The organism is Azospirillum brasilense (genome assembly GCF_008365405.1).
In the GTDB taxonomy this organism is placed as follows: domain Bacteria; phylum Pseudomonadota; class Alphaproteobacteria; order Azospirillales; family Azospirillaceae; genus Azospirillum; species Azospirillum brasilense_D.
Map to the genome: position 1 here is coordinate 60,551 of NZ_QOKV01000017.1, position 23,236 is coordinate 83,786.

The 23,236-nt window shown below is 69.2% G+C and carries 21 protein-coding genes; 17 read left to right on the forward strand and 4 right to left on the reverse strand.

The annotated features are described in order from the left end of the window. Positions 1-487: 487 nt before the first annotated feature. The 14 genes from DS837_RS22665 (at position 488) to xsc (ending at position 17,270) form a co-directional block, all read left to right on the forward strand. Positions 488-1,294, forward strand: a complete 807-nt coding sequence (locus tag DS837_RS22665; protein ID WP_247890078.1) for an IclR family transcriptional regulator — start codon at positions 488-490, stop codon at positions 1,292-1,294. Between the two features lie 209 nt (positions 1,295-1,503). Then, a complete protein-coding gene (locus DS837_RS22670; protein ID WP_149166812.1) occupies positions 1,504-2,376 on the forward strand; it encodes an IclR family transcriptional regulator in 873 nt (290 codons plus the stop codon). Between the two features lie 13 nt (positions 2,377-2,389). Further along, the gene (locus tag DS837_RS22675) at positions 2,390-3,388 is read left to right on the forward strand and encodes a bifunctional enoyl-CoA hydratase/phosphate acetyltransferase (protein WP_149166813.1); all 999 of its coding nucleotides are present in this window, start codon (positions 2,390-2,392) and stop codon (positions 3,386-3,388) included. 32 nt (positions 3,389-3,420) lie between these two features. Then, positions 3,421-4,410, forward strand: coding sequence for a Bug family tripartite tricarboxylate transporter substrate binding protein (locus DS837_RS22680; protein WP_149166814.1), 990 nt, complete (start codon positions 3,421-3,423; stop codon positions 4,408-4,410). 58 nt (positions 4,411-4,468) lie between these two features. Next, positions 4,469-5,005: a tripartite tricarboxylate transporter TctB family protein gene (locus tag DS837_RS22685; protein ID WP_149166815.1), complete on the forward strand. Its 537-nt coding sequence runs from the start codon at positions 4,469-4,471 to the stop codon at positions 5,003-5,005. 24 nt (positions 5,006-5,029) lie between these two features. Further along, on the forward strand, positions 5,030-6,568 hold the full coding sequence (locus DS837_RS22690; protein ID WP_149166816.1) for a tripartite tricarboxylate transporter permease: 1,539 nt from the start codon (positions 5,030-5,032) through the stop codon (positions 6,566-6,568). Positions 6,569-6,625: 57 nt separating this feature from the next. Next, on the forward strand, positions 6,626-8,041 hold the full coding sequence (gene sauS / locus DS837_RS22695; protein WP_247890079.1) for an acylating sulfoacetaldehyde dehydrogenase: 1,416 nt from the start codon (positions 6,626-6,628) through the stop codon (positions 8,039-8,041). An 11-nt stretch (positions 8,042-8,052) separates the two neighbouring features. Further along, the gene (gene sucC, locus DS837_RS22700; protein ID WP_149166818.1) at positions 8,053-9,177 is read left to right on the forward strand and encodes an ADP-forming succinate--CoA ligase subunit beta; all 1,125 of its coding nucleotides are present in this window, start codon (positions 8,053-8,055) and stop codon (positions 9,175-9,177) included. Next, a complete protein-coding gene (locus tag DS837_RS22705) occupies positions 9,174-10,082 on the forward strand; it encodes a succinate--CoA ligase subunit alpha (protein WP_149166819.1) in 909 nt (302 codons plus the stop codon). Before sucC ends, DS837_RS22705 begins: the two co-directional genes overlap by 4 nt. A 222-nt stretch (positions 10,083-10,304) precedes the next feature. Further along, positions 10,305-13,307: a molybdopterin oxidoreductase family protein gene (locus DS837_RS22710; protein ID WP_149166820.1), complete on the forward strand. Its 3,003-nt coding sequence runs from the start codon at positions 10,305-10,307 to the stop codon at positions 13,305-13,307. Next, on the forward strand, positions 13,304-14,059 hold the full coding sequence (locus DS837_RS22715) for a 4Fe-4S dicluster domain-containing protein (RefSeq protein ID WP_149166821.1): 756 nt from the start codon (positions 13,304-13,306) through the stop codon (positions 14,057-14,059). Before DS837_RS22710 ends, DS837_RS22715 begins: the two co-directional genes overlap by 4 nt. A 13-nt stretch (positions 14,060-14,072) precedes the next feature. After that, positions 14,073-15,038, forward strand: a complete 966-nt coding sequence (locus DS837_RS22720; RefSeq protein ID WP_149166822.1) for a dimethyl sulfoxide reductase anchor subunit family protein — start codon at positions 14,073-14,075, stop codon at positions 15,036-15,038. 38 nt (positions 15,039-15,076) lie between these two features. After that, positions 15,077-15,445, forward strand: coding sequence for a hypothetical protein (locus DS837_RS22725; RefSeq protein WP_149166823.1), 369 nt, complete (start codon positions 15,077-15,079; stop codon positions 15,443-15,445). 49 nt (positions 15,446-15,494) lie between these two features. After that, positions 15,495-17,270 (forward strand): sulfoacetaldehyde acetyltransferase, encoded by a 1,776-nt coding sequence (gene xsc, locus DS837_RS22730; RefSeq protein ID WP_149166824.1) that lies wholly within the window; start codon positions 15,495-15,497, stop codon positions 17,268-17,270. 320 nt (positions 17,271-17,590) lie between these two features. Here the strand turns inward: xsc and DS837_RS22735 are convergent, their stop codons facing one another. Both DS837_RS22735 and DS837_RS22740 read right to left on the reverse strand, forming a co-directional pair. Next, a complete protein-coding gene (locus DS837_RS22735) occupies positions 17,591-18,448 on the reverse strand; it encodes a ParB/RepB/Spo0J family partition protein (protein WP_149166825.1) in 858 nt (285 codons plus the stop codon). Then, the gene (locus tag DS837_RS22740; protein ID WP_149166826.1) at positions 18,438-19,460 is read right to left on the reverse strand and encodes an AAA family ATPase; all 1,023 of its coding nucleotides are present in this window, start codon (positions 19,458-19,460) and stop codon (positions 18,438-18,440) included. Before DS837_RS22740 ends, DS837_RS22735 begins: the two co-directional genes overlap by 11 nt. Before the next feature lie 177 nt (positions 19,461-19,637). Between DS837_RS22740 and DS837_RS22745 the strand changes: the two genes are divergently transcribed. Together DS837_RS22745 and DS837_RS22750 are read left to right on the forward strand one after the other, a co-directional pair. Then, positions 19,638-19,862 carry a hypothetical protein gene (locus tag DS837_RS22745; RefSeq protein ID WP_014200230.1) on the forward strand — a complete coding sequence of 75 codons (225 nt, stop codon included), beginning with the start codon at positions 19,638-19,640 and terminating at the stop codon, positions 19,860-19,862. A 444-nt stretch (positions 19,863-20,306) separates the two neighbouring features. Beyond that, positions 20,307-21,407, forward strand: coding sequence for a lipid II:glycine glycyltransferase FemX (locus tag DS837_RS22750; protein WP_247890080.1), 1,101 nt, complete (start codon positions 20,307-20,309; stop codon positions 21,405-21,407). Positions 21,408-21,478: 71 nt separating this feature from the next. On the opposite strand, the gene DS837_RS22755 is transcribed toward DS837_RS22750, so the two are convergent. Both DS837_RS22755 and DS837_RS22760 read right to left on the reverse strand, forming a co-directional pair. Next, positions 21,479-21,676 (reverse strand): hypothetical protein, encoded by a 198-nt coding sequence (locus tag DS837_RS22755; RefSeq protein ID WP_035683083.1) that lies wholly within the window; start codon positions 21,674-21,676, stop codon positions 21,479-21,481. Positions 21,677-21,773: 97 nt separating this feature from the next. Next, positions 21,774-22,427 (reverse strand): HAD family hydrolase, encoded by a 654-nt coding sequence (locus DS837_RS22760; protein ID WP_149166828.1) that lies wholly within the window; start codon positions 22,425-22,427, stop codon positions 21,774-21,776. A 277-nt stretch (positions 22,428-22,704) separates the two neighbouring features. Here DS837_RS22760 and DS837_RS32820 point away from each other — a divergent pair, with 277 nt between their 5' ends. After that, positions 22,705-23,232, forward strand: a complete 528-nt coding sequence (locus DS837_RS32820) for a hypothetical protein (RefSeq protein ID WP_247890081.1) — start codon at positions 22,705-22,707, stop codon at positions 23,230-23,232. Positions 23,233-23,236: the final 4 nt, after the last annotated feature.

Here is a 23,236-nt window from a genome sequence, read left to right on the forward strand (position 1 = left end):
ATTTTTGCGAAGCCCCTGTAGTGATTCTCAATATCGCATGGTTCGTATGAGAATTTTTTACTTTTTTGGCTGAGAAGGCGCCACAGTGTAGAAAATTTTTCCGCTTATACGGCGTTATACGCAAAATTCTTTCTAAGACTTGCGGCGCTCCGGATAGGTTGGGTGTTTGTAAGCTCCGTCACGGCCTGTCCTTCCGCACGGCAATCGCGTTTGGCATCAAATCCCTCTCCCGCCCCAGGAGAGGGTGCCCGCGCAGCGGGCGGGTGAGGGTGGAGCCGAGGATCAAGGCGCTGATCCTTGGCAACACCCTCACCCTTCCCACGCCTGTGGCGCGGGCCCCTTCCCTCTCCCGGGACGGGAGAGGGGATATCTCTCGTCCCCCCAGGTCACGCTCAGCCCCCGTTGCCTATTGCCTGCGCAAAGCGGCCGGTCTATATGCGTCACGTCTCACTCAATGAGACGCTGAAACCGCCAGGGCAGGCGAACCTTGAAAACGCGCAGCACGCAGACTCCCGAGACCACCGCAGCCGACGACGCGGCCAAGCCGAAGGCCGCCGCCACCGACCGGACCTTCGCGATCCTGGAACTGGTCGCGTCGGCCTCCGGCCCGCTGGCCGTCAAGACCATCGGGACGACGCTCGGCCTGCCCAAGCCGACCGCCCACCGCCTCGTCAACAGCCTGATCGAGAAGGGGCTTCTGGCGCGGGATCTGGAAACGCGCGACGTCATCATCGGCGTCGAGGCGGCGCGGCTGGCGGTCAGCATCCTGCGCGCCTCGCTGTCCCGCGCGCCGGTGCGTTCCGTGCTGCGCGCGGTCAGCGCCGAACTGGGGGAAACCTGCAACGTCGGCGTCCTCGACGGCGGCGACGTCGTCTATCTCGACCGCGTCGAGGTCGAGCACTGGCCCCTGCGACTCCAGTTCGGCGTGGGATCGCGCGTGCCGATGCACTGCACGGCCATGGGCAAGCTGTTCCTCGCCACCCTGCCGGACGGCATGCGGAGCCGCCTGCTGGCCTCCGGCCCCTTCTCCGCGCAGACCGCCCACACCCTCACCGATCCGGACGCGCTGGCCGCCGAACTGGAGCGCATCGCCGCGCGCGGCTACTCGCTCGACGACGAGGAGTATGTGGTGGGCGTGTTCTGCGTGGCGGTGCCGATCCTGTCCTCCGCGGGACGGACGGTGGCGGCCATCGCCGTGCAGGCCCCGAAAGTCCGGCTGTCGCACGACCGCGTCGAACAGGTCCTGCCCATCCTCCGCCGCGGCGCCGCAGCCCTGTCCGCGCAGTTCGGATAACCTCCCTACCTCCATCGTTCTCCAAAACCGGACGTTTCATCGCCTGTGCCTCGGGATGGCGGCAGGTCATGCCCCGTATGCATGGATAATTGGGTACACGAACTTTTTGGGCTTGCGCGACCCAGGGTCCTGTGAGTAAATGATACAAATCGTATCGCTGAATGAGACTAATAAGCCGAGCGATACGCTTCCAGTCACGGGGAGGAACGATGACGCGGAAGATCGCCTTGGGCTCCGCTCCGTTGCGGGAGCCCCGCGAACCGACAACCGAAGACGCCGCCGACACCAACTCCGGTGACCGCCGGCCGCTCGCCGACCGCGTCCTGGCGTTGCTGGACGCGGTGGCCGGGGCGGGGCAGCCGATGGCCGTCAAGGACATCGCCGAGAAGCTGGCCCTGCCGAAACCGACCGCGCACCGGCTGATCGCCATGCTGGAGGAACGCGGCTTCCTCGCCCGCCCGTTCGACGGCCGTCTGGTGACCGTCGGCCCGAAACTGCGCACCCTGGCGCTCAACACGCTGCGCAGCTCCCTGGCCCAGGCGCCGTCGCACGCCCGGCTGCGGGCGCTCAGCCTGGAGTTGGGGGAGACCTGCAACATCGGCGTGCTGGAGGGCGGCGACGTCGTCTATCTCGACCGCGTCGAGGTGGAAAACTGGCCGCTGCGGCTGGAGTTCGGCGTCGGCTCGCGGGTGCCGCTGCATTGCACGGCGATGGGCAAGCTGTTCCTCGCCTTCCTGCCGGAGCTGCCGCGGCGGCGCCTGCTGGATTGCCTGCCCCTGCCCCGGATGGCGGCGGCCACACTGTGCGACCCGGCGCTGTTCCGCGCCGAGCTGGAGCGCATCGCCGAATGCGGCCATTCCTTCGACGACGAGGAGTACATGCCAGGCGTCTTCTGCGCGGCGGTGCCGATCCGCGACGGCGCGGGACGGATGGTCGCCGCCCTGGCGGTGCAGGCGCCGAAGGTCCGGCTGTCGCGGGAATCGGTGGCCGACCGCCTGCCGGTCCTGCACCGCGCCGCAAGCGACATGGCCCACGCGCTGGGCATCGACGCCGCCCCGGCCGAGCCGGCCCTCTCACCTTAAGGAAACGGACGCCATGGCAAGGACGCTTGAGACGACCGCCGCCGGATGCCCGGCCCGGCTGATGGCGCGCAGCGCCGCCCTGGAGCCGGTTCCCACGGCGGTGGTCGCCGCGGGCTCGCCGGTCGCGCTGGAAAGCGCGCGGCGCGCCACCGCCCTCGGCCTCATCGAGCCGGTGCTGGTCGGCGATCCGGCGGCCATCGCCGACAGCGCCCGCCGCATCGGCTGGACGCTCCACGGCGCCTGCGTGGTTCCGGCCAGGGACGACGCGGCGGCGGCACGGATCGCGGTGGCGCTCGCCCGCTCCGGCGACGTCGGCGCGCTGATGAAGGGGCACATCCACACCGACACGCTGATGCTGGCCGCCCTCGACCCGAAGAGCGGGCTGCGCACCGGACGCCGCTTCACCCACGCCTTCCACATGACGCTGCCCGGTTCGGGCCGCGAGTTGGTCATCACCGACGCGGCGATCAACGTGGCGCCGTCCCTGACGACCCAACTGGACATCATCCGCAACGCCGTGGAGCTGTGGCGGCTGGTCGGCGGCAATGACCCGCGCGTGGCGCTGCTCTCCTGCACCGAGGAAGTGACCGAGCGCGTGCCCTCCAGCATGGACGCCGACCGGCTGACCCGCCTGTGCCAGCAGGAGGTGCCGGGTGCTACGGTGTTCGGGCCGCTGGCGCTCGACCTCGCGGTGTCCGCCGAGGCGGCGCGGATCAAGAACCTGACCCACCCCTGCGCCGGGGCCGCCGACATCCTGGTGGTGCCGAACATCGAGACCGGCAACGCCCTGTTCAAGGCGCTGGTGCATTTCCTGGACGCGGTCGCCGCGGGCATCGTGCTCGGCGCTGCGGTGCCGATCGTCCTCACCTCGCGCGCCGACCCGCCGGCGGCCCGCATCGCCGCCGCCGCCATCGCCCAGATCGTCGCCGGGCGCCGCCGCTCTGCCACCCCGGGCGCGCCCTACCCCACCACCGCAGCCAAGGGAGGCGCCGCACCCGGCCTGCACGCCTGACGTCAAAAAACAAATCCTGGGAGGGAACGCAAATGCTTCGCAACGCCTTGACGCTCACCGCGGCGGTGGCCGCGCTGCTGACACCCGTCCTGTCATCCGGCGCCGCCCGCGCCGACGACTACCCGTCGCGCCCCATCGAGGTCATCGCGACCTTCGGGGCCGGCGGCGGCGCCGACCTGATGGCGCGCCAGTTCGCCCGCCTCGCCGAACCGCATCTCCACGTCGCCATGCCCGTCGTCAACGTGTCCGGGGCGTCGGGCAACGCCGGCCTGACGCGGGTCCTGACCAACCCGGCCGACGGCTACACGGTCGGCACGCTGATCGCCCTGTCCGTCTCCTCCTGGGCGTCGGGCCTGGGCACGGCGAAGCCGGACAATTTCGTCTATGTGGCGATGATGCAGAACTCGCCCTCGATGCTCTACGTCTCGAAGAACAGCCCCTTCAAGACCTACCAGGAGTTCGCCGCCCACGCCAAGGACAACCCCGGCAAGCTGCGCGTCGCCACCTCCGGTTACGGCACGCAGGACGACATCACGCTGAAATATCTGGGCACCCAGGGCGTGCCGGTGACCAACGTCCCCTTCGCCCGCCCGTCGGAACGCTACGCTTCGCCCATCGGCGGCCACACCGACGCGATCTACGAGGAGCCGGGCGACGTCGCCCAGTTCCTGAAGTCCGGCGACCTGCGGCCCATCGTCGTCTTCGACAAGCAGCGCCACCCCTCCTTCCCCGACGTGCCGTCCTCGGCGGAGCTGGGTCTGGACATCGGCGACCTGCCGAACTTCCGCACGCTGGCCGTGCCCGCGAACACGCCGCCCGAGCGCGTGCAGAAGCTCCACGAGGCCGCCTCCAAGGTGCTGGCGAGCCCGGAATGGAAGACCTTCTGCGCGGACACCTACACCTGCGTCGACACGGTGGTGACGCCGGACCAGGCCAAGGAGGAGGTCAAGGCCTTCTACGAGACGGTGAAGGGCTATCTGGACCGCTTCGCGACCAAGACCGTCGGCCAGACACCGGGCTAAGTCCGCCCCCGGTTCCGACCTCGCCCCACCCGTTTCATCGCTTCTCAGGGAGGGAACCGTGACTCCCCTGTCCCACGGTCTTCGCCGGCTGGCGACGCCCGCGGCCCTGCTCCTCGGGTCGCTTCTTCTCTCGCAACACATCGTGCGCGACAGCACCATGATCGCCGGCCTGCCGGACCCGGTGGGTCCGACGGGTTGGCCCCGGCTGATGCTGGGCGCGGTCGGGCTGTGCGCCCTGATCTGGATCGTCAAGGAACTCCTGGCGCTGCGGCGCGCGGCCCACCAGCAGAAACCGGTCGACGAGGAATACGAAGGCTACGCCAATGGGCGGGCGATGATCGGACTGGGGCTGGTGATCCTGTACGGCATCGCCCTGCCGCAGCTCGGCTTTCCGGTCGCCACCCTCGCCTTCGTCGCCCTGTGGTGCGTCATCGGCGGCATCCGGCGCCCGCTCACCCTGGCGCTGGTCACCGGCATCGGCTGCGTCGTGCTGCTCTACGTCTTCGTCCTGCTCGCCCAGATGCCGCTGAGCCGCGGCCACGGCGTCTTCGACGACTTCACCGTCGCGCTCTACCGCCTGCTCGGCATCTACTGAGCCGGCCACCGGAAGGATCGTCCCATGGATATCCTCGCCAATCTGGCCGGTGGCTTCGCCGGCGCCCTCGATCCGTACAACTTCGTCCTCCTCGTGGCGGGCCTGATGATCGGGGTGGTGGCCGGCGCGCTGCCGGGCATCTCCTTCGTCAACGCCATGGCCATCGCCCTGCCCTTCACCTATCTGCTGCCGCCGGTCACGGCGATGTCGTTCCTCGGCGGCATCTATGTGGGTGGCGTGTTCGGCGGCTCGATCTCCTCGATCCTCATCAACATCCCCGGCACGCCGGCCTCGCTGCCGAGCTGCTGGGACGGCTACCCGATGACGCGCAAGGGCCTGTCCTCGCGGGCGCTGAGCATCGCCATCACCGCCTCGGCCTTCGGCGGGCTGGCCAGCGCCCTTCTGCTGACCTTCGGCGCCCCGCCCTTCGCCAGCTTCGCGCTGAAGTTCGACCAGCCGGAGTTCTTCGCGGCCACCATCCTGGGCCTCGTCAGCGTCATCGCGATCGCCAAGGACGCCCCGCTGATGAGCGCCGTCTCGATGTTCCTCGGCCTGCTGATCGGGACAGTCGGCGTCGATCCGATGTACGGCATGCCCCGGCTGACGCTGGGGGTCCCCGATCTGGAGAGCGGCATCAACTTCACCGTCGTGATGATCGGCCTCTTCGCCATCGGCGAGGTGGTGGACCTGATCTGCAAGCGGGCCGGCGGCGCGCGTTCCATCGCCACGAAGCCCGGCAAGCAGGTCGGTCTGGCGGACCTCTGGCGGGTGAAATCCTCCATCCTGCGCGGCACCGGCCTCGGCTGCACCATCGGCGTCATCCCCGGCGCCGGCGCCACGGTGGGGGCGGTCATCGCCTACAGCGTGGAGAAGCAGGCCTGCGGCAAGGGCGACCGCTTCGGCACCGGCGTGGAGGAGGGGCTGGCGGCCCCGGAGGCGGCCAAGAACGCCACCACCGGCACCGCGATGATCCCGCTGCTGACTCTGGGCATTCCCGGCAGCGCCGCCACGGCGATCATGCTGGCCGCCATGCTGATCCACGGGTTGAACCCCGGCCCGCTCCTCTTCACCTCGAACGCCTCGCTGGTCTACACGATCTTCGCCAGCATGCTGATCGCCAACCTGCTGATGATCGTCGCGGCGATGGGCGTGGCGCGGGTCTTCTCCACGCTGATGCGCGTGCCGCCGGCCATCCTCGGCGCCTTCATCATCGTGCTGAGCGTCGTCGGCGCCTACGGCGTGCGCAACAACCTGTTCGACGTCTATGTCTGCCTCGCCTTTGGCATCGCCGGCTACGTCATGAAGCGCACCGGCTTCCCGCCGGCCCCGCTGGTGGTCGGCGTGATTCTGGGGCCGCTGTGCGAGCGCTACTTCCTCACCTCGCTCGCCAACTACGACGGCAACATGGCGGTCTTCTTCACCCGCCCGATCAGCGGCACGATCCTGGCCCTGGCCGCCGCCTTCCTCATCTGGTCGATGTGGCCGTCGGGCAAGCCGCTGCTCCGCCGTCCGCCGAAGAACCAGCCTGATGAGGAGCCGCCGCAGCGGGTGCTCAAAGCCTGACCGTCCGAATCAATGAACGAACCTTCAGGGAGAGAGACAAGCACAATGGACAACATCATGCTCGACCGAACGCCGGCCAGCGCCGACCAGGAGGCTATCGCCGCCCTCGTCGCCCGCGCCCGCGCCGCCCAGCGCGCCTTCGCCGACGCAACGCAGGAGCAGGTGGACGACGCCGTCGCCGCACTCGCCTGGTCCATCTACGAGCCGGGCCGCGCCCGCGCCCTGGCGGAACTGGCGGTGGCCGACACCGGTCTCGGCAACGTCGCGGACAAGATCACCAAGAACCAGCGCAAGACCTTCGGTACGTTGCGCGACCTGATGCGGGTGCGCACCGTCGGCGTGATCGAGGAGGACACCGCCAAGGGCATCGTGAAGATCGCCAAGCCGCTGGGCGTCGTCGGCGCCGTCACCCCCTCCACCAACCCGGCGGCCACCCCGGTCAACAAGGCGATGATGGCCGTGAAGGGCCGCAACGCCATCATCATCGCCCCCTCCCCCATGGGCTCCGCCGCCACCGGCCGCACGGTCGAAGTGATGCGGGCCGAGCTGGCGCGCATCGGCGCGCCGGAGGATCTGGTGCAGATGATCCCCACCCCCATCACCAAGGGCCTGACCCAGGCGCTGATGGAGGCGGTCGATCTGGTCGTCGTCACCGGTTCCCAGGACAACGTGCGCCGCGCCTACTCCAGCGGCACCCCGGCCATCGGCGTCGGGGCGGGCAACGTCCCGGTCATCGTGGACGAGAGCGCCGATCTGGCCGAGGCGGCGCGCAAGATCTGCGCTTCCAAGACCTTCGACAACTCCACCTCCTGCTCGTCGGAGAACGCGCTCGTCGTCCTCGACTCCGTCTACGACGCGACCATCGCGGCGCTGGAGGAAGCCGGCGCCTACCTCTGCACCGCGGAGGAGCGGGAGCGCGTGCAGTCCCGCCTGTGGGAGAACGGCAAGCTGAACCGCAAGCTGATCGCCAAGGACGCCGCCATCCTCGCCGAGGCGTTCGAGCTGTCGCCCAAGGCGAGCGAGGCCCGCTTCTTCCTGGTCGAAGAGACCGGCGTCGGCAAGGCGCATCCCTTCTCCGGCGAGAAGCTGTCGCTGGTGCTGGCGGTCTACCGGGTGCCGGACTTCGACGCGGCGGTCGATCAGGTGCGCCGGATCCTCGACCACCAGGGGCGCGGCCATTCCTGCGGCATCCACACGCGGGACGAGGCGCACGCCAAACGGCTGGCCGACGAGCTGGACGTGGTGCGCGTGCTGGTCAACTTCGCCCACACCTTCGGCAACGGCGGCGGCTTCGACAGCGGGCTGAACTTCACCCTCTCCATGGGCTGCGGGAGCTGGCAGAAGAACTCCATCTCCGAAAACCTGAGCTGGAAGCACTTCGTCAACATCACCCACCTCGTCCGCCCGATCCCGGAGGACAAGCCGAGCGAAGAGGCCCTGTTCGGCCCCTTCTGGTCCCGCCACGGACGCTGACGGAGGCGACGATGAATTTCGAAGAACATGCCGGAAAATCCGTTCTCGCCCGCGCCGGGGTGAGCGTTCCGCAGGGACGCCTCTGCGCCAGCGCGCAGGAGGCCGAAGCGGCCGCCCGCGCCATCGGGCGGGTGGTGGTCAAGGCGCAGGTGCCGACCGGCAAGCGCGGCAAGTCGGGCGGCGTCAAGCTGGCCGCCACGCCGCAGGAGGCCGCCGCATCCGCGCAGGCCATCCTGGGCATGGAGATCGGCGGCTTCCCGGTCGCCCGCGTCCTGGTCGAGGAGCAGGCGGCCATCGCCCGCGAATTCTACGCCGCGGTGCTGAACGACCCGGCCAGCCGCAGCCCGCTGGTGCTGTTCTCCACCGAGGGCGGCATGGACATCGAGGAGGTCGCGGCGACCCGCCCCGAATCCCTGCGCCGCATGGCGGTGGACATCCGCAAGGGCTTCGGCCCAGCGGACGCTCGCCGCCTGCTGCTGGGGCTGGATCTCGGCGAGGCCGCGGTGCCGGTGGCGGCGATGCTGGTCGATCTCTACCGCGTCTACCGCCAGCACGACGCCGAGCTTCTGGAAATCAACCCGCTGGCCCTGCTCGCCGACGGCCGCGTCGTGCCGCTGGACTGCAAGCTGACGGTGGACGACGCAGCCCTTTACCGGCAGACCGACATCGCCGAACTGGGCGCCAAGGAGCCGCTGTCGGCGCTGGAGGAGCGCGGGCGGGCGCTCGACCTCAAATACATCGAGCTGGAGGGCAATGTCGGCGTCCTGGCGAACGGCGCCGGGCTGACCATGACGACCATGGACGTGGTCAGCCACGCCGGCGGGCGCCCGTCCAACTTCCTGGAGATCGGCGGCGAAGCCTACACCAAGGGGACGGAGGCGCTGGACCTCGTGCTGTCCAACCCCGGCGTCAAAAGCCTGGTCGTCAATTTCTGCGGCGCCTTCGCCCGCACCGACGTGATGGCCGGCGGCGTGATCCAGGCCTGGAAGACGCTGAACCCCACCGTCCCCGTCTTCTTCTCCATCCACGGCACCGGCGAGGACGAGGCCGTGCGCATGGTGCGGGAGGAGTTGGGGATCGAACCCTACGACCGGATGGAAGACGCCATCTCGGCAGCCGTGGAGGCCGCGCGATGATCGTACGCAAGAGCGACCGGGTCCTGGTGCAGGGCATCACCGGCAAGCAGGGCACCTTCTGGACCGAGCAGATGCAGGCCTACGGCACCACCGTGGTCGGCGGCGTGAACCCGAAGAAGGCCGGGCAGAGCCATTGCGGCGTGCCCATCTTCGCCACCGCGAAGGAGGCCATGGCGAACGGCGGCTTCGACGTGTCGGTGATGTTCATCCCGCCCGCCGCCGCCAAGGCCGCCGCCATCGACGCCATCGAGGCCGGGGCGAAGACCGTCGTCTGCCTGACCGAGCACATCCCGTCGCACGACGTGATGGAGATGCACGCGGCGGCGGCGGAGCACGGCACCCGCATCATCGGGCCGAACACCGCCGGCATCGTGACGCCGGGCGAGGGCTTCGTCGGCATCATGCCCGCCTTCAACCCGCGCGTCTTCCAGCCGGGCCGGGTCGGCGTCATCTCGCGCAGCGGCAGCCTGGGCACGCTGGTCTGCCTGAACCTCGTGCGCGGCGGCCATGGCCAGTCGGCCTTCCTCGGCATCGGCGGCGACCCGATGATCGGCACCACGACCAAGGACGCGCTGGCCGCCCTGATCGACGATCCGGGCACCGACGCCATCGCGCTCGTCGGCGAGATCGGCGGCAGCATGGAGGAGGAGGCGGCGGAGCTGGTGGCGAAGACGGACAAGCCCGTCGTCTCCTTCATCGCCGGCCGCGCCTCCCCGCCGGGCAAGAAGATGGGCCACGCCGGCGCCATCGTGACCGGCAACCGCGGCAGCTACGCCTCCAAGCGCGGCGCGCTGGAACGCGCCGGGGCCGTCGTGGTGGACGTGCCCGGCGACCTGCCGGCGGCCCTCGACGCGCTGATGGCCGAGGCCGCGAAACGGTCGGGCGCGCAGCGGCTCGCGGACTGACCGCGCAGCCGCACCTCAACAAACGTCACCTTTCCAATCGTCACCCCCGCGAAAGCGGGGGTCCAGGAAGCTCCTCGGACAAGCCCTTGAACGGGCTGGATTCCCGCCTTCGCGGGAATGACGGGAAAAAAGGACGACGAACAGCCGACCAAGGATGCGTGAAGGCTGCAAGCCCCCCGCCCGAAGGGGACGGGGGAGGCATACCGGAAGGAACGGATCAGGATGGCGAAGATCGACGACGTCGGCGGCCAGCGTGCGCGCGGGTTCGCCTTCACCCAGGGCCGGGGGTTCCAGCGAAGCACCGGGCCGGCGGCGCCCGAGGACGCGCGCGGCTGGCTCGACCGCTACCAGTCGCCGCGCGAGGATCTCGACCCCTCGCCGACCGTCTCCGACACGGTCAAATACACCACCTGCTACATGTGCGCCTGCCGCTGCGGCATCAAAGTGCACATCAAGGACGGCCAGCTCCGCTTCATCGAGGGGAACAAGGACCATCCGGTGAATCACGGCGTGATCTGCGCCAAGGGCTCCGCCGGCATCATGACCCAGAACTCCCCGGCCAAGCTGCGCAAGCCCCTGCTGCGCACCGGGGAGCGCGGCACCGGCGAATTCCGCGAGATCGAGTGGGACGAGGCGCTGACCATCCTGACCGAGCGTCTGGGCAAGATCCGCGACAGCGACCCCAGCAAGCTCGCCTTCTTCACCGGGCGCGACCAGAGCCAGTCGCTGACCGGATTCTGGGCGGCACAGTTCGGCACGCCCAATTTCGCGGCACACGGCGGCTTCTGCTCGGTCAACATGGCCGCGGCGGGCATGTACACGCTGGGCGGCAGCTTCTGGGAGTTCGGGGAGCCGGACTGGGACCACACCCGCTACCTGCTGCTGTTCGGGGTGGCCGAGGACCATGACAGCAACCCGATCAAGATCGGCCTGTCGAAGATGAAGGCGCGCGGCGCCAAGATCGTCTCCGTCAACCCGATCAAGACCGGCTATTCCGCCATCGCCGACGAATGGGTCGGCATCCGGCCGGGCAGCGACGGTCTGTTCGTCTTCGCCCTGATCCACGAGCTGCTGCGCGCCGACCGCATCGACGCCGAGTATCTGGTCCGCTACACCAACGCCCCCTGGCTGGTCATCCAGGACCCCGGCGCCGCCGACGACGGCCTGTTCGCCCGCGACGCCGACGGCGCCCCGCTGGCCTGGGACGCGGTGGAGCAGCGCGCCGTTCCGGCCACCGCCGCCGATATCCGCCCGGCGCTGGTCGGCGCCGTCACCCTGCCGGACGGGCGGCGGGCCGTGCCCTCCTTCCATCTGCTGGCCGAACGCTACCTCGACCCGCAGCACGCGCCGGAGGCGGTGGCGGAGCGCTGCGGAGTCCCCGCCGACACCATCCGCCGCATCGCCGCCGAGATGGCCCATCTCGCCTTCCAGGAGACGCTGACCATCGAGCAGCCCTGGACCGACTGGGCGGGGCGGCGCCACGAGCGGATGGTCGGGCGGCCCATCGCCATGCACGCCATGCGCGGCATCTCCGCCCATTCCAACGGCTTCCACACCTGCCGGGCGATCCACATCCTGCAAATCCTGCTGGGCACCATCGACGTGCCGGGCGGCTGGCGCTACAAGTCGCCCTACCCCCGCCCCGCCCCGCCGGGCCCCAAGCCCGCCGGAAAGCGCGGCGAGACCGGCCCCGGCAAGGCCATCCACGGGATGCCGCTCGGCTACCCGATGGGGCCGGAGGACCTGCTGGTCGGCGAGAACGGGGAGCCGCTGCGCATCGACAAGGCCTTCAGCTGGGACGCGCCGCTGTCGGTGCACGGGCTGATGCACATGGTGGTCGCCAACGCCTGGGAGGGTGACCCGTACCGCATCGACACGCTGTTCATGTACATGGCCAACATGGCCTGGAACTCGTCGATGAACACATCCGAGACGATGCGGATGCTGTCCGACAAGGACCCGGACAGCGGCGAGTACCGCATCCCCTTCATCGTCTATTGCGACGCCTACGCCTCGGAGATGGTGGCCTACGCCGACCTCGTGCTGGCCGACACCACCTACCTGGAGCGGTGGGACTGCATCTCCCTGCTCGACCGTCCGATCGGCAGCGCGCACGGCCCCGGCGATTCCATCCGCCAGCCGGTGCTGACCCCCGACCGCGACGTGCGGCCCTTCCAGGACGTGCTGATCGAGCTGGGCGCCCGGCTCGGCCTGCCCGCCTTCGTCCGGGAGGACGGCAGCCCGCGCTACCCCGGCGGCTATCCCGACTACATGACCAACCACGAGCGCAAGCCCGGCATCGGCCCGCTGGCCGGCTGGCGCGGCGCCGACGGGAAGGACGCCGGCAAGGGCGCGCCCAACGCGGACCAGCTCGACCGCTACGTCCGCAACGGCTGCTTCTGGCATTTCGAGCTGCCGCCGGAGCAGCACTATTTCAAGCACGCCAACCAGGCCTATCTGGAAACCGCCACCCGCATGGGCTTCCTCGACAAGCCGGAGCCGGTGATCCTCCAGCTCTACGTCGAGCCGCTCCAGAAATTCCGCCTCGCCGCGCGCGGGCACGGCGCGGTGGTGCCGCCCGCCGACAAGCGGCAGCGGGTGGAGACCTACTTCGACCCCCTGCCCTTCTGGTACCCGCCGCTGGAGGAGGAAGGGCTGGACGAGGGCGCCTTCCCGCTGCACGCCGTCACCCAGCGCCCGATGCCCATGTACCATTCCTGGGGCTCGCAGAACGCCTGGCTGCGGCAGATCCTGGCGCGCAACAGCCTCTACATCGCGCGGTCCACCGCGGAGGCGCTCGGCCTCGCCGACGGCGACTGGGCCTGGGTGACCAGCCCGACCGGGCGCATCCGGGTGCCGGTCCAGTTGATGGACGGGGTGGAGGCCGGAACGGTGTGGACCTGGAACGCCATTGGCAAGCGCTCCGGCGCTTGGAACCTGTCCACCGACGCCCCGGAGGGGACCAAGGGCTTCCTGCTCAACCACCTGATCTCCGAACTGCTGCCGGAGCGCAACGGCTACCGCCACGCCAACGCCGACCCGGTGACCGGACAGGCCGCTTGGTACGACCTGCGCGTCCGCGTCGAGAAGGCCCCGCCGAAGGAGCGGGCCGAGACCATGCCGCGCTTCCCCGCCCAGGCCATGCCGCCGGGCGTCGAGCCGCCACCCGCCATCCTGCGGACCGGCGGCGTCTTTCGACCCACGTCGCGGGGAGTCCGGTCATGACGAGCCTGCCCAACCGCGAACCCGGCGCCCCCCGGCTGGGGCTGGTCATCGATCTCGACACCTGCGTCGGCTGCCACGCCTGCGCGGTCGCCTGCAAGCAATGGAACGACGGCGGCCACATGGCGCCGCTGACCGATTACGACGCCTACGGCGCCGGGCCGGACGGGGTGTGGTTCAACCGCATCCACAGCTTCGAGGCCGGAACCGAACAGGGCGGCTGCGGATCGCGCACCACCAACTTCCCGCGCTCCTGCCTGCATTGCGAACAGCCCGCCTGCGTGACCGTCTGCCCGACCGGCGCCTCCTACAAGCGCGCCGAGGATGGCATCGTGCTGGTCAACGAGGATTTGTGCATCGGCTGCAAGCTGTGCTCCTGGGCTTGCCCCTACGGCGCGCGGGAGTTCGACCAGGACGTCGGCGTGATGAAGAAATGCACGCTGTGCATCGACCGCATCCACAACGACACGCTGGCGGAAGCGGAGCGGGTGCCGGCCTGCGTCATGGTCTGCCCGACCTCCGCTCGGCATTTCGGCGACCTCGCCGACCCCTCCTCCGCCGTCTCGAAGCTGGTGGCGGAGCGCGGCGGCTACGACCTCATGCCGGAGCTTGGTTACGAACCAACCAACAAGTACCTGCCGCCCCGGCCCCGCCCCACCCTGGCGCTCGACGAGCGTGTCACCAAGGACAGCGCCAACGACGATCTGCCGCTCCACGGCCTGCTGAAATGGGCCGACCGCATCCTGGCGCGCTGAGGGAGGGAATCCCATGCATCCGGCCTTCTCCATCATCTTCTTCACGAGTGCCGCGGGCGCCGGCTACGGCCTGCTCGCCCTGCTCGGCCTGCTGGCGCCCTTCGGCCTGCTGCCGGCGAGCCCGCTGTTCGGCCTCGCCGCCCTCGCCCTCGCTCTGGGGCTGGTGGTGGCCGGGCTGCTCTCCTCGCTGGCCCATCTCGGCCGGCCGGAGCGGGCGTGGCGGGCGCTGTCGCAATGGCGCAGTTCCTGGCTGTCGCGTGAAGGCGTGGCGGCGGTCGCCACCTTCCTGCCGGCGGGCGTCTTCGCCATCGCCTGGATCGTCCTGACGGCCGGCAACGATGGAAGCGGCAGTGGCGTGGCGGGCGTCGCCGGCTGGATCACCGCGGTGATGGCGGCGGTCACCGTCTACTGCACGGCGATGATCTACGCCTCGCTGAAGCCGATCCGCCAGTGGGCCAACCCCTGGGTGCCGCGCGCGTACTTGGCGCTGTCGCTGATGACCGGGGCGCTGCTGCTGAACGCGCTGCTCGGCGCGGCGGGACAGGCGGCGGGCTGGTCCTCCCTGCTGGCGCTGGCGTCGGTGGGGCTGGCCTGGGCGGCCAAGGAGGGGCATTGGCGGCATTGCGCCACCGCCCGCCCCGTCAGCACGGCGGAGACGGCAACTGGATTGGGTCACATCGGGCGGGTCCGCCTGCTCGACGCCCCGCACAGCGAGGACAACTACCTGCTCAAGGAAATGGGCTTCCGCGTCGGGCGCCGTCACGCCGTCCGCCTGCGCCTCATCACCCGCCTCGCCGCCTTCGCCCTGCCGGCGGCACTGAGCCTCGGCGCGCTGGTCGCCGGCCCCGGCGCCTTGTCCGGCACGCTGGCGCTGCTGGCCGCCGTCGCCGCCGCGCTGGGGGTGATCGCCGAGCGCTGGCTCTTCTTCGCCGAGGCGAAACACACTGTGACCCTTTTCTACGGCGCCGGGGAAGCCTGAACCCGCCTCTTCACCCCTCAATCGGGAAAGGAGCAGACATGCCGCAAGACCACGCCGATCACGGTCCCGCCCTGGCCCTCCTGATGACCCGCGCCAAAGCGATGGACGCCTGGAGCCTCTACATCTGCGGCTCGCCCTCCTGCCCCCGCGTGGGCTTCCGCTCCGGTCCGGCTATTGTCTACGAGCCTTTGCCCGCCGGCCTCGCCGGAGGCCTGATCGACCGCTTCGCGGTGGACGGCCACGGCTTGAGCCAAGGGCTGCTCGTCTGGAGCGGACGCCATTACCGCTGGTTCGCCATGCCGATGCCGGAGGGGGACGACGGCTACGCCCCCCTGATCGCCGTGCACCGGCCCGCCATTTGTCCCGGCCCCAGCGAGCGGGCCATGCCGCGCGTGATCGCCGGCTGACCGCCCTGCCCTTCCCCTTCATCCCATCCATGAAACGAGGATGCGCACCATGAAAATGACCACCGAGGAAGCGTTCGTGAAGGTCCTTCAGATGCACGGCATCCGGCACGCCTTCGGGATCATCGGATCGGCCATGATGCCGGTCTCCGACCTCTTCCCCAAGGCCGGCATCCGGTTCTGGGACTGCGCGCACGAGACCAACGCCGCGCTGATCTGCGACGGCTACAGCCGCGTCACCGGCGAGATGGCCATGGCCATCGCCCAGAACGGACCCGGTGTGACCGGCTTCGTCACCTCGATCAAGACCGCCTACTGGAACCACACGCCAATGCTGCTGGTGACACCGCAGGCCGCCAACAAGACCATCGGCCAGGGCGGTTTCCAGGAGGTCGAGCAGATGGCCATGTTCCGGGAAATGGTCTGCTACCAGGAGGAGGTGCGCGACCCCAGCCGCATGGCCGAGGTTCTGAACCGCGTCATCGAGAAGGCGTGGCGCGGCTGCGCCCCGGCGCAGATCAACGTGCCGCGCGATTACTGGACCCAGGTGATCGACGTCGAACTGCCGCAGATCGTCCGGCTGGAGCGCTCGGCCGGCGGACGCCAGGCCATCGCCGAGGCGGCGCGCCTGCTGTCGGAGGCGAAGTTCCCGGTCATCCTCAACGGCGCCGGGGTGGTGATCGGCGGGGCAATCCCGGACAGCATCGCGCTGGCGGAGCGGCTGGACGCGCCGGTCTGCTGCGGCTACCAGCACAACGACGCCTTCCCCGGCAGCCACCCGCTGTCGGTCGGGCCGCTCGGCTACAACGGGTCGAAAGCGGCGATGGAGCTGATCGCCAAGGCCGACGTCGTGCTGGCGCTCGGCACGCGGCTCAACCCCTTCTCCACCCTGCCCGGCTACGGCATCGACTACTGGCCGAAGGGCGCGCAGATCATCCAGGTGGACATCAACCCCGACCGCATCGGCCTGACCAAAAAGGTCTCGGTCGGCATCTGCGGAGACGCCAAACAGGTGGCCCAGCAGATCCTGGCGCAGCTCGCCCCCGGCGCCGGGGACGCGGGCCGACTGGAGCGCCGGGCGCTGATCCACCAGACCAAGTCGGCGTGGCTTCAGCTCCTGTCCTCGCTCGACCATGAGGAGGACGATCCCGGAACGAGCTGGAACGCCGAGGCGCGCGAGCGCGAGTCCGACCGCATGTCGCCGCGTCAGGCGTGGCGGGCCATCCAGGCCGCCCTGCCCGCCGACGCCATCCTGTCCACCGACATCGGCAACAACTGCGCCATCGGCAACGCCTACCCCACCTTCGAGGAGGGGCGGAAGTATCTGGCGCCGGGCATGTTCGGCCCCTGCGGCTACGGCTTCCCGTCGATCGTCGGCGCGAAGATCGGCTGCCCCAGCACACCGGTGGTCGGCTTCGCCGGCGACGGCGCCTTCGGCATCTCGATGAACGAGATGTCCTCCATCGGGCGCGAGGGATGGCCGGCGGTCACCATGGTGATCTTCCGGAACTTCCAGTGGGGGGCGGAGAAGCGCAACACGACGCTGTGGTACGACAACAACTTCGTCGGCACGGAACTGAACCCCAAGCTCAGCTACGCCAAGGTGGCCGAGGGTTGCGGCCTCAAGGGCGTCACCGCGCGCACCCAGGACGAGGTCACGGCGGCCCTGCGCCAAGCCATCGAGGACCAGGGGCGCGGCATCACCACCTTCGTCGAGGTCGTCCTGAACCAAGAGCTGGGCGAGCCCTTCCGCCGCGACGCCATGAAGAAGCCGGTCGCGGTCGCCGGCATCGACCCGTCGGACATGCGCCCGCAGCAGGCCGTGTAAGGCGGGGCACAGCACCGTTCACGCGGTGAGTCTGTCATGAAAAGGGGGGAGCCGGTGATGACGCCGGCTCCCCCTTCTTCTTTATGAAAACGGCTGGAGTTCTGCCCCCTCCCCAACCCTCCCCCTCTGCGAGGTGGAGGGGACTGCCGCCGCTCCGCAGAAGGCACCCTCTCCCGCGAAGCGGGGGAGGGTTGGGGTGGGGGCAGAACTCTCCAAAAGGAGTGCTCAGGAGCATCTCGCGTTTCGACTTCGAAAGCACTCTCTGATTGTATATTATTCAAAACTACACAACCAAAAGACGCTTTCGATTTCGAAACCTTTCACTCCCCCAGCAGATCGTCAATGCGCATCCGCAGGTCCCGCAACAGCTCTCGATGCTCCTTCTGCATCGCGTTGCTGACCGCGTCGATGGCCTTCAGCTCCTTCTCGATGCGGTTGATCGAGCGGCCCAGCACGCGCATCGGCTCCGCCGTTCCCGGCGCCTTGGACGCCCGCGCCGCGCGCACCGACTGCACCGTCAGCCCGCCGGTGCGCGCCGACTGCCACAGCCGCCGCACCTCCCCTTCGTCGCCGACGAAGGCCAGCTCGACCAGGGCGGAACGGGACACCGCGTCGGGGTTCTCCCGGTACTCGCGGAGGATGTCGGTCGGCAGGTCCAGCACCTTCAGCCGCTTCGACACCTCGGCCTCCGAACAGCCGAGCACCGCGGCGACCTCCGCCTGGGCGTAGCCGTGGCTGTCGATGAGCTGGCTCAGGCCGCGGGCCAGATCGATGGCGTCCAGGTCCACGCGCTGGACGTTCTCGATCAGCGCGATCTCCTCCGCCTTGCCCTTGGTGATGATGGCGGCGATGGTCGGACGGCCGAGCATCTGGTGGGCGCGCAGGCGGCGTTCGCCGGCCACGAGGCGGTAGACGCCCTTCTCCGCGGTCTCCTGCACCAGCACCGGCTGCTGAAGCCCATGCCGCTCGATGGAGGCGGCGAGCGAGGCGAGTGCCGTCTCGTCGAAGACGGTGCGTGGCTGGTTGGGATCGGTGCGGATAGCGGCGACGTCGGCCTCGATCAGCCGGGGCAGGGCGCCGGTCAACCCGAACAGCCGGTCGGTCTCCGGGGCCGGGGCGGTGCTCTTTGCTTGCAGGACGGTGGCGGCGGTCTGGCGAGTCAGCTTCTTAGGCGGCATCGGACGACTCCCGGATGCGTCCGGTGGCCTTCAAAAGGGCACCGGCGATGGCGGCATAGCTTTCCACGCCCGGCGCGCCGATGTCGGCGTCCAGCGTGATGACGTTGGCCCCGGCGGCCTGCGCGTAGATCGTCGCGCGCGGCACCGGCGGGAAGACCCGGTAATCCTCTCCCCACAGCCGGCCGATGTCCTCCAGCGAGGAGCGGTCCTGGGTCTGGCGGGGATTTAGCATGGTCGGCAGCACGCCCAGAATCCGCAGGTTCGGGTTCAGCCGCCGCTGGATCTTCGTCACCGTGTCCAGGAAGGCGTTCACGCCCAGGATAGCGTGCGGCTCCGCCTGGCAGGGGATCAGCACAAAGTCCGCCGCGGTCAGCGCGTTGATGGTGACCGCCCCCAGGTTCGGCGCGCAGTCGATCAGGATGAAATCGTAATCGCCCCGCACCGCGTCCAGCATCTCCGCCATGGCGGTCTGGGCGTTGGTCAGGTTGCCGGGCAGCTCGGTGTCGGCGCTGGCGAGCGCGATGCTCGACGGCACGACGTCCAGCCCTTCCACGCTGGTCGGGCGGATAACCTCGGCCAGCTTCGCCTTGCCCATCAGCGCGTGGTAGAGCACCCTGCCCTGCTCCGTCAGCGCCACCACGTCGGTCTGCGGCACGCCGACATGCACCGTGGCGTTACCCTGCGGATCGGCGTCCACCAGCAGCACGCGGTTCCCCGACCGGGCCAGCATGAAGGCGACGTTGATCGAGGTCGCCGTCTTGGCCGTGCCGCCTTTCTGCAAACCGACGGCGATGGTCGTGCCGGCCCGCGGCGCCTCGGTCGCCGGCTGCTCCAGGGACAGCAGCAGCAGACGACCCAGCACGTCGCGGGGCAGGGGCTCGCGCCCCGTCTCCCACTTGCTGAGCCGCTGCTTGTCGTAGCGGCGGCCGGTCAGTTCGTTCACGAACGCGGCCATCTGCGTCTGGGTGAGGCCGCGCTTCTCGCGCAGCAGCTTCAAATCGTCGCCGGTCATTGCCCCCTCGTCGCCACATTTGCCGGAGTCGTCTGGGAAGCTATCAAGTCGTCCCAACCCCCGCAATGGGTGTCTACCCGAGATCCGGAGCAGCCGGCACTGGCGGAACATGGCCTCTCCGGTGCATAACTGGTCCTGCGGGGCCGGAGGCGGCACCGGGGCAATGGGGTTGCGCGAATGGCGGCGAACTGGTCGGTGCGGCAACTGGTGTGTCAGGCGCATGGCTGCGAACTGGCCGTGTCGTGGCGGACCGATGGACGCTGGACCTGGACCGTGTCGGTCGCCGGGGAACGCATCGCCGTTGGGATCGCCCAGTCGCAGGAGGGCGCCCAGGACGCCGCCGCCAACGCGGCGGAACGCCACGCCCGCGCGGACGGCATCATCCAACTGACCATGTTCTGAACAGGCAGAGATCCGGGAACCGCCTTCAGGCGTCGAATTGGGCGTATTGCGCCGCAACATAACCGTCGATACGGGCTTAGCCCATACAATCCCCAGAAAAAGCGCTTAGCCACAGAGAATAATCCAGCGGGATTTTGCGCGAACCCATCAGGGTTTCTGTGATTTTCCCGTGCGCCCCCTATTGTTTGTGGACGATCGCAAAGACCGTAGGCCGCGCGAGATCCGCCTAAGACCTTCCGCGGAGCTTCGACCTTTGACGATGCGACGGCCCTGGCCTCCGGCCAGGGAAGCGGGACGGGCGGGGTTCCACGTCCGCTCCGATTGTGCCCATTCGACCAACCACGCGAGAGGTTCGACGTGACTTCGCTGGGGAAACGCCAGATTCACACCGACGCATTTGGGGGCGATTGCCTGGACGCTTCACCGGCTGTCGAGATCGACCGTATGGACCGCGGCGGTTGGTACGCCGTCATGAGCGGCTTCGACGACGCCAACATCTTCCAGACTTGGGATTTCGGACGCATCGCCCATCCCAACCGCGACCTCAGCCACATCGTGCTGCGCCGGGACGGCCAGCCGGTGGCCGCAGCGCAGCTTCTCGTCCGCCGGGTGCCGGGCATCGGCGGCATCGCGCTGGTCATGTGGGGGCCGCTGTGGCGCCCCAAGGGCCGCCCAGCCGATCCGGCCGACTTCCTGGCGATCATGGAGGCGATGAAGGCCGAATACAGCGTCCGACGCGGGCTGTTCCTGCGCGTCCTGCCGCGCGTCGAGGACGGGGCAGGGGAGGGCGCCCGTGCGCTGTCCGCCATGGAGGCGCTGGGGATGCGGCACAGCGACGCCAAGGCCCCTTACCGCACCTTCATCATGGACCTGACCCGCGACGAGGCGACGATCCACAAGGACCTGTCCCGCCACTGGCGCCGCGGCCTCGCCAAGGCCGAAGGGGCAGGGCTGGAGATCGTCGAGGGCTCCTCGCCGGAGATCCTCGACGCCATCGACGACCTGTTCATCCAGACGCAGCGCCGCAAGGGCTTCCGCGCCTTCGACAGCCGCACCCTGACGAAGGTTCACCGCTCCCTGCCGGACGGCATGAAGATGCACGCCGTGATGGCCTCCCACAACGGCGAGCCGGTGGCCGGCGTGGTGGTGTCGCTGCTCGGCGACACGGCGCTGATGCAGAATTCGGCCACCGCGGAGGCCGGACTGCCGCTGAACGCCGCCTTCCTCGTCCACTGGAAGGCCATGCAATGGGTGAAGGCCAGCGGCGGGAAGCGCTACGACCTGCACGGCGTCAACGCCCAGGCCAACCCCGGCGTCCACCTGTTCAAGCGCGGCTTCGCCGGCAAGGGGGAGGAGGAGCGGGTCTTCATCGGCACCTTCGAGGCGCCCGGCCCGATGCTCAGCCGGCTTCTCGTCGAAGGCGGCCAGACGGTGCGCACGCTGGCCGCGACCTGCACCGCGCAGGCGAGCCAGATGATGGCGATGGCGATGAACAAGGGACCGGCCGAACGCGCCGACGCCACCACCCCCTCCAACCCGGCGTAAGCGCCGGACATGCAGAACGCCCGGTCCATGGCTTGGACCGGGCGTTTCGTTTGCGGGTTACCGGGTCAGCGTCACTGGGTGCGTGCGATCACCGGCACGCCATCCAGATCCTTTGGAAGATCGTCGGGGATGCCCGACGCGAAATTGACCGCGATGGCGTAGTCGTCGGACAGCTTCGTGACTTCGGCGCGGGTCATACCGGGGTACCCGCTGAGGATCGCCAGATAACGGTCACGGGCGGCTTCGGCAGCCTCTTTCGGCACGGGCATACGGACCTCCCTTTCGTCATAGGATGCCATAATCATTTATGGATTGTTGGCCCCATAAACAATACCCCGATGCGACCTTTTACCGCAATTCCGCCGCTCAGAGTCGGTGAGCGAGCCCGTGCAGGTCGCCGACCACCGTAACGTCGGGCGGGAAAGGGTTCGGAAGCCCTTCCGACACCACGCCGACGAAGCCCGTGCCGGCCTTGCGGGCGGCCTCCAGCTCGGTCAGGGAATCGCCGATGGCGAGCGCCCGCGCCGGGTCGTGCCCACCCTCGGCGACGATGCGCGCGAAGACCTCCGCCTTCACGTTGGGGGAGCCGGTGATGCTGCGGAAATGCCGCTCCAGCCCCTTGGCGCGCACGGTGCCCATCAGCACCTCGTGCGGCGTGCCCGAGACGAGGTGGCAGGGCGTGCCGTCCAGCCGGTCCAGCACCTTCTCCGCGCCGGCGATCAGCGCGCAGTCGGGAACGCGCGGATCGACGATCTCGGCGTAGCGGCGGGCCAGATCGTCGATCTCCGCCGGGCCGGGGTCGCGCCCGAACATCTCCCGCTCCAGGATCGCCAGCATCTTGAAGCGGCTGAGGCCGCCGTTGCGCCAGATCGTCTGGCGCATCCGCTCCTCGGTCTCCGCATCGTCGATGCCGTAGAGGATGGCGAAGCCGCCGTTCTTGGTGGGCACGGAGTCGATGATGACGCCGTCGAAATCGAAGATCACGACCTCCGGGTCCAGCCGGTCGGGTGTCTGAAGCATTGCGCCGTCTCGCATCGTTGTGGTGGCCCCGCACGGAACAGGGGCGGGTGCCGGAAAAGGCGTCGGGGGATCGTACAGGAAATCCCCCGTGCCTCAACGGTTCGGGCGGAAGAAAGAGCCTTTCGGAAAAGCTGTCTCACAGTGTGGCGCAGGCCACAGCGGGGGAGGGCGGCGGGGCGTAGTGTCTGCTCATCGAACAGGCCGGGCCCCGACGCAGACGGAACCGGCAGACACCCCCCAGAAGCCAACTCCCCAGACACCGGAAGGAAACCACACCATGCGCCGCACCACCCTGATCGCCGCCGCCGCCGTCCTGCTCTGCTCCGCCCCGGCCTTCGCCGGCGACCTGATGACCGGCGGCATCCCGCTCGGCAGCGCCAGCAACCTGGGCGTCATCTCCAACACCGCCGCGGGCATCCAGAACAAGGCGCAGCAGCAGGTGATGGGCGTTCAAGCCGGCGGCGGGCTGGCCGGGCCCTTCGGCACCGCCTCCAACCTGGGCAACGTCTCCAACCTCGCCGCCGGGGTCGGCAACAAGGCCAAGCAGCAGGTCTTCGGCCTGCAGACCGGTGGCGGGATGGGCGGCGGGGTGAAGGCGCCCTTCGCTCTGGGCGGCTTCAACAGCAACGCCGGCACCGTCAGCAACAGCGCGGTCGGCATCGGCAACACCGCCCAGCAGCAGGTCAAGGCCATGCAGTTCGGCGCGCCGGGCGCCCCGTTCAACCAGAACCTCGGCACCGTCTCCAACCTTTCCGCCGGCATCGGCAACAAGGCCCAGCAGCAGGTCATCGGCATCCAGAAGTAAGGCT

Coding starts and splice junctions, on each gene's coding strand:
- DS837_RS22670 (WP_149166812.1), top strand. CDS start 1,504: ATGACGCGGAAGATCGCCTTGGGCTCCGCTCCGTTGCGGGAGCCCCGC.
- DS837_RS22675 (WP_149166813.1), top strand. CDS start 2,390: ATGGCAAGGACGCTTGAGACGACCGCCGCCGGATGCCCGGCCCGGCTG.
- DS837_RS22680 (WP_149166814.1), top strand. CDS start 3,421: ATGCTTCGCAACGCCTTGACGCTCACCGCGGCGGTGGCCGCGCTGCTG.
- DS837_RS22690 (WP_149166816.1), top strand. CDS start 5,030: ATGGATATCCTCGCCAATCTGGCCGGTGGCTTCGCCGGCGCCCTCGAT.
- sauS (WP_247890079.1), top strand. CDS start 6,626: ATGCTCGACCGAACGCCGGCCAGCGCCGACCAGGAGGCTATCGCCGCC.
- sucC (WP_149166818.1), top strand. CDS start 8,053: ATGAATTTCGAAGAACATGCCGGAAAATCCGTTCTCGCCCGCGCCGGG.
- DS837_RS22705 (WP_149166819.1), top strand. CDS start 9,174: ATGATCGTACGCAAGAGCGACCGGGTCCTGGTGCAGGGCATCACCGGC.
- DS837_RS22710 (WP_149166820.1), top strand. CDS start 10,305: ATGGCGAAGATCGACGACGTCGGCGGCCAGCGTGCGCGCGGGTTCGCC.
- DS837_RS22715 (WP_149166821.1), top strand. CDS start 13,304: ATGACGAGCCTGCCCAACCGCGAACCCGGCGCCCCCCGGCTGGGGCTG.
- DS837_RS22720 (WP_149166822.1), top strand. CDS start 14,073: ATGCATCCGGCCTTCTCCATCATCTTCTTCACGAGTGCCGCGGGCGCC.
- DS837_RS22725 (WP_149166823.1), top strand. CDS start 15,077: ATGCCGCAAGACCACGCCGATCACGGTCCCGCCCTGGCCCTCCTGATG.
- xsc (WP_149166824.1), top strand. CDS start 15,495: ATGAAAATGACCACCGAGGAAGCGTTCGTGAAGGTCCTTCAGATGCAC.
- DS837_RS22735 (WP_149166825.1), bottom strand. CDS start 18,448: ATGCCGCCTAAGAAGCTGACTCGCCAGACCGCCGCCACCGTCCTGCAA.
- DS837_RS22740 (WP_149166826.1), bottom strand. CDS start 19,460: ATGACCGGCGACGATTTGAAGCTGCTGCGCGAGAAGCGCGGCCTCACC.
- DS837_RS22745 (WP_014200230.1), top strand. CDS start 19,638: ATGGCGGCGAACTGGTCGGTGCGGCAACTGGTGTGTCAGGCGCATGGC.
- DS837_RS22750 (WP_247890080.1), top strand. CDS start 20,307: ATGGACCGCGGCGGTTGGTACGCCGTCATGAGCGGCTTCGACGACGCC.
- DS837_RS22755 (WP_035683083.1), bottom strand. CDS start 21,676: ATGCCCGTGCCGAAAGAGGCTGCCGAAGCCGCCCGTGACCGTTATCTG.
- DS837_RS22760 (WP_149166828.1), bottom strand. CDS start 22,427: ATGCTTCAGACACCCGACCGGCTGGACCCGGAGGTCGTGATCTTCGAT.
- DS837_RS32820 (WP_247890081.1), top strand. CDS start 22,705: ATGCGCCGCACCACCCTGATCGCCGCCGCCGCCGTCCTGCTCTGCTCC.